1 protein-coding gene is annotated in these 238 nt (G+C 33.6%); it reads right to left on the reverse strand.

The features are described 5' to 3' along the window. Positions 1–72 precede the first annotated feature (72 nt). A partial coding sequence (locus H6A27_RS14865; RefSeq protein ID WP_204509231.1) for an IS66 family transposase occupies positions 73–238 on the reverse strand: 166 nt, incomplete at its 5' end.

Consider the following 238-nt stretch of genomic DNA (forward strand, 5'->3'; position numbering starts at 1 on the left):
CAAATAATATACAATAAATCATTATGTTGGCAATAAAATTTATAAGAATATGACCTACAGAGAATTAAGTATCTATACTAACATAAATATTATGCCAACATAACAACGATTATGTTGTACACCACATAACCTGCCGACCGCTATGGGGCGCGCTGAATTTTCTATCAGATTATTGTCTATACAATATTTACCGTCCATTGTATAATGTGCCAGCTGGCGCACATGATTAAGGAAGTAG

The sequence above is a fragment of the Bacteroides caecigallinarum genome, from assembly GCF_016902295.1.
GTDB lineage: Bacteria > Bacteroidota > Bacteroidia > Bacteroidales > Bacteroidaceae > Phocaeicola > Phocaeicola caecigallinarum_A.